General features: G+C 74.5%; 5 protein-coding genes and 1 tRNA gene. 4 read left to right on the top strand and 2 right to left on the bottom strand.

Annotated features, from left to right (window positions below; translation table 11 throughout):
* Positions 1 to 989: serine/threonine-protein kinase (locus tag GTW43_RS34800; protein ID WP_161305966.1), on the bottom strand; the 989-nt coding region annotated here is incomplete at its 3' end.
* A gap of 199 nt (positions 990 to 1188) precedes the next feature.
* Between GTW43_RS34800 and GTW43_RS34795 the strand changes: the two genes are divergently transcribed.
* The 4 genes from GTW43_RS34795 (at position 1189) to GTW43_RS34780 (ending at position 3419) form a co-directional block, all read left to right on the top strand.
* The gene (locus tag GTW43_RS34795) at positions 1189 to 1473 is read left to right on the top strand and encodes a hypothetical protein (RefSeq protein WP_161305965.1); all 285 of its coding nucleotides are present in this window, start codon (positions 1189 to 1191) and stop codon (positions 1471 to 1473) included.
* Positions 1474 to 1679: 206 nt separating this feature from the next.
* On the top strand, positions 1680 to 1886 hold the full coding sequence (locus GTW43_RS34790; RefSeq protein WP_161305964.1) for a hypothetical protein: 207 nt from the start codon (positions 1680 to 1682) through the stop codon (positions 1884 to 1886).
* 228 nt (positions 1887 to 2114) lie between these two features.
* Complete coding sequence (locus tag GTW43_RS34785) at positions 2115 to 3068, top strand: aminoglycoside phosphotransferase family protein (RefSeq protein ID WP_237536972.1); 954 nt, start codon at positions 2115 to 2117, stop codon at positions 3066 to 3068.
* A gap of 69 nt (positions 3069 to 3137) precedes the next feature.
* Complete coding sequence (locus GTW43_RS34780; protein WP_161305962.1) at positions 3138 to 3419, top strand: zf-TFIIB domain-containing protein; 282 nt, start codon at positions 3138 to 3140, stop codon at positions 3417 to 3419.
* A gap of 45 nt (positions 3420 to 3464) precedes the next feature.
* Here GTW43_RS34780 and GTW43_RS34775 read toward each other — a convergent pair.
* Positions 3465 to 3536 (bottom strand) — tRNA-Val (locus tag GTW43_RS34775).

Genomic DNA, 3536 nt, shown 5'->3' with positions numbered 1-3536 from the left:
GCCCCCCGTCCGCCGCCGCCACCGGTCCGCGGGGGCGGCCCGCCCGGCTGGGTCCGCCGCTGCGTCGTGCGCTCACCGCGCTCCGGGTACGCCTCGGTGAGCCGGCCCGTCGGACGGTCCGGGTCCGTGCGCGGCGCCGGCGGCCTGGCCTCGCCGAGGCCCTGCGCCTCCCGCGCCGCGATCTCCTTCAGCCGCAGCGACAGCTGCAGCGTGCTCGGCCGCTCCTCGGGGTCCTTGGCCAGACACGCGCGCAGCAGCGGCGCCAGCGCGTCCGGCACCCCGTGCAGCTGCGCCTCCTCGTGCACGACGCGGTACAGCATCACCTCGGAACTGCCGTGCCCGAAGGGCGAGTCACCCATCGCCGTGTACGCGAGCGTGGCCCCGAGCGCGAACACGTCGGTCGCCGGCGTCACCGCGGCGCCCCGCACCTGCTCGGGCGCGAGGAACCCGGGAGAGCCCACGGCCGTGCCCACGTGCGTCAGCGTCGAGGCGCCCGTCGCCCACGCGATGCCGAAGTCGATGATGCGGGGACCCTTGGGCGACAGCAGGATGTTCGACGGCTTGAGGTCGCGGTGCACGACCCCCGCCTCGTGGACCGCGACGAGCCCCTCGGACAGCGCGGCCCCGACGGCCGCCACGTCCGAGGCCGCCATCGGCCCCTCCTCGGCGACCTTGTCGTGCAGCGAGGGCCCGGGCACGTACTGCGTCGCGAACCACGGCCGGTCCGCCTCGAGATCGGCCGCGACCAGCCGGGCCGTGCAGCCCCCTCGGATCCGCCGCGCCGCCGACACCTCGCGCGCGAACCGCGACCTGAACTCCTGGTCCTCGGCCAGGTCCGGCCTGATCACCTTGAGCGCGACACGCTGGCCCCGCCGGTCGGAACCGAGATAGACGACGCCCATCCCGCCGGCCCCGAGCCGTCTGTGAAGCCTGAACGAGCCGACGACGCGCGGGTCCTCGCGCCTCAGGCGCATCATCGCCATGTTCATCCCCGCTGCTGCCCGATCCCTCTGACGCGCCACAGCTTACGTTTCCCCGCCCTGCTGTGTGCTCAGGCCGCGCCCTCACGCCGGAATCGATTGTCAGTGGCCGGTGGGAGACTTGAGAGGTGGTCAGAGAGCGCCAGGGCAGGGCGGCTTGACGACGCGCCGTGTCCCAACCAGCCGCAGCTGAAGGGGGATTGGGATCATGAAGGGTGACCGGGTCGAGATCGTCGTGGACGCGGGGGACACCACGCGCACGTACGAGGTGGTGGCGAGCAGAGCGGGTCGCAGAGTGGAGACAGCGGTCCGCAGAGGCGTCGTGGAAGTGAGCGAAGTCACGAGAAGCGGCTCGGTGGTGCGCACCGCCCGCTTCATGGCGAGCCGCGTCCTCGCCCTGGTCGAGCAGCCCGTGCCGCGGGAGGACCCGGCGGAGCACGCGGCCCGTGCGGCCCGCACCGCGCGCCCCCTCGGGGAAGACCCCGAGACCTAGGTCCACGTCTCCACCCAGGGGAGTACACCGGGACGGAGCGGTCATCCTCCGGGAGGCCCGGCATTCGGTACGAGGGCATGACGTCCGGGGCCCCCGCCGTCCGTAGATTTGAGGTCAAGCGGCGGGTGCAGCACTCGTCCCCCGAGGTCAGGCACCCGCCGCTGCCACAGAGCAAGATCGTCACAAGTTTCGACCGGGAGAGGACCATGGCGCACACGGCACCGCGGACGACAGCGTTCCGCACCCGGTTCGGCAGGGTCGGCCAGCTCGGCGGCCCCGCCACGGGCCGCCGCCACCCGCTGGTGGCCACGGCCATGGTCCTCCCTCTCGCAGCCCTGCTCGTCGTCGTCTTCGGCGGCTGGGACGCGATGGTCACACAGGCGTCGTCCGTGGGCGTGATGCTGGGGCGCTGAGCGGCGCTCCCAGGCCCGGAAGAGCGGTCCGGGCGGGGACATCCGGCCATGAAACCCCGTGGGGACGGGGGTGCGGCGGACGGCACAGATGCCGCGTGCAGCTGGGGAGCTGCACGCGGCATTGCTCTGTCCCGGCCCGCCCTGCACGCGCACAGGGGGCGCACGCCGTGCGGCGCCCCGATCCGGGGCGGCCGCGAGGGGCCCGTCGGCACGCCCGCGCCGTACGCTCTGGGGGTGACGTCCCTGCTTCCCGCGCTCCGGGCCCACGCCAAGGGCGCGGCCCATCCGCCCGGCATCGCCTGTGTCTGCGGCGCCACCACCCTCGCCGACCGCCCCGACGGCACCGTCGTGCGGCACGGTGACACCGTCGCCAAGGCGCACGACGCGGGCACCGACCCCGACGGGCTCCGGCTGCGGCTCGCCGTGGCCTGCGCACCCGCCCTCGACGGCGTCCTCCTCGCCCCGCTGCACCCGGCACCCGTCCCCCTGCACGACCGCCTCGTCACGTGCTGGCCGCACGGCACCCCCGTCGACCCCGAGCACCCCGAGCACGCCCCCTGGGAAGCGGCCGCCCGCCTCCTCGCCCGCCTGCACACCGTCCCCGCGCACACCCTGCCCGCCGCCCTGCCGGCCATGCGCGGCCCAGAGAAGGCGGCCCGCGCCGTCGCCCGGCTGCGCGCCGCGGCCCCCGGCCACCCCGGCACCCGCCCCGTCCTCGACGCCTGGCGCACCCTGCCGCCCTGGGCCCGCGCCGAGACCCCCTGCACCCACGCGCGCGCCCTGTGCCACGGCGACCTCCACCTCGGCCAGCTCGTCCGGTACCCCGCCGGCACGGGGGAGTGGCTGCTCATCGACGTCGACGACCTCGGCACCGGCGACCCGGCCTGGGACCTGGCCCGCCCCGCCGCCTGGTTCGCCTGCGGGCTGCTGCCCGCCGAGGACTGGACCCGTTTCCTGTCCGCGTACCAGCACGCCGGCGGCGCCAAGGAGCTCACCCTCGACGATCCCTGGCCCGCTCTCGACGTCCCGGCCCGTGCCCTCACCGTCCAGACGGCGGCCCTGGCCCTCGCGAAGGCCGTCGCGGCAGGCCGGGAGCCGGACGACGTGGAGGAAGCGGTGATCGACGCCTGCGCCCGCATGGTGTCCGTCCCGCCGCGGTCGGGCCCGCAGGACGCCAAGTAGGGTGCGGGGGACGGAAGCCGGGAAGTGTTCCGGCGAAGCAGCACCGACCGGCGAGGAGTTGAGCCGAGCATGCAGTGTCCGAAGTGTCACGCACCCATGCACACCTACAACCGCAACGGCGTTCAGATCGAGCAGTGCAGCGGTTGCCGCGGCATATTCCTGGACTACGGCGAGCTGGAGTCGCTGACCCGTCTCGAGTCGCAGTGGCAGCAGCAGGCGCCCCCGCCGCCGCCCGCCCCGCAGGCCTACCCGTCCGCCCCCGCGCCCGCCTGGGGAGCCCCGCACCACGGCGGCCACCACCACGGCCACCACGGTCACCGCAGCTTCGGCCGGATGCTCTTCTCCTCCTGAGTACGAAGAAGCCCCCGGTCGAGAGAACCGGGGGCTTCTTGTCGGTGCGCGATACTGGGATTGAACCAGTGACCTCTTCCGTGTCAGGGAAGCGCTCTCCCGCTGAGCTAATCGCGC

Origin of the sequence: Streptomyces sp. SID5785, from assembly GCF_009870065.1 — a bacterium.
GTDB lineage: Bacteria > Actinomycetota > Actinomycetes > Streptomycetales > Streptomycetaceae > Streptomyces.
The sequence above is the reverse complement of the archived record's forward strand: the minus strand, read 5'-3'. Positions and strand labels throughout refer to the sequence as shown.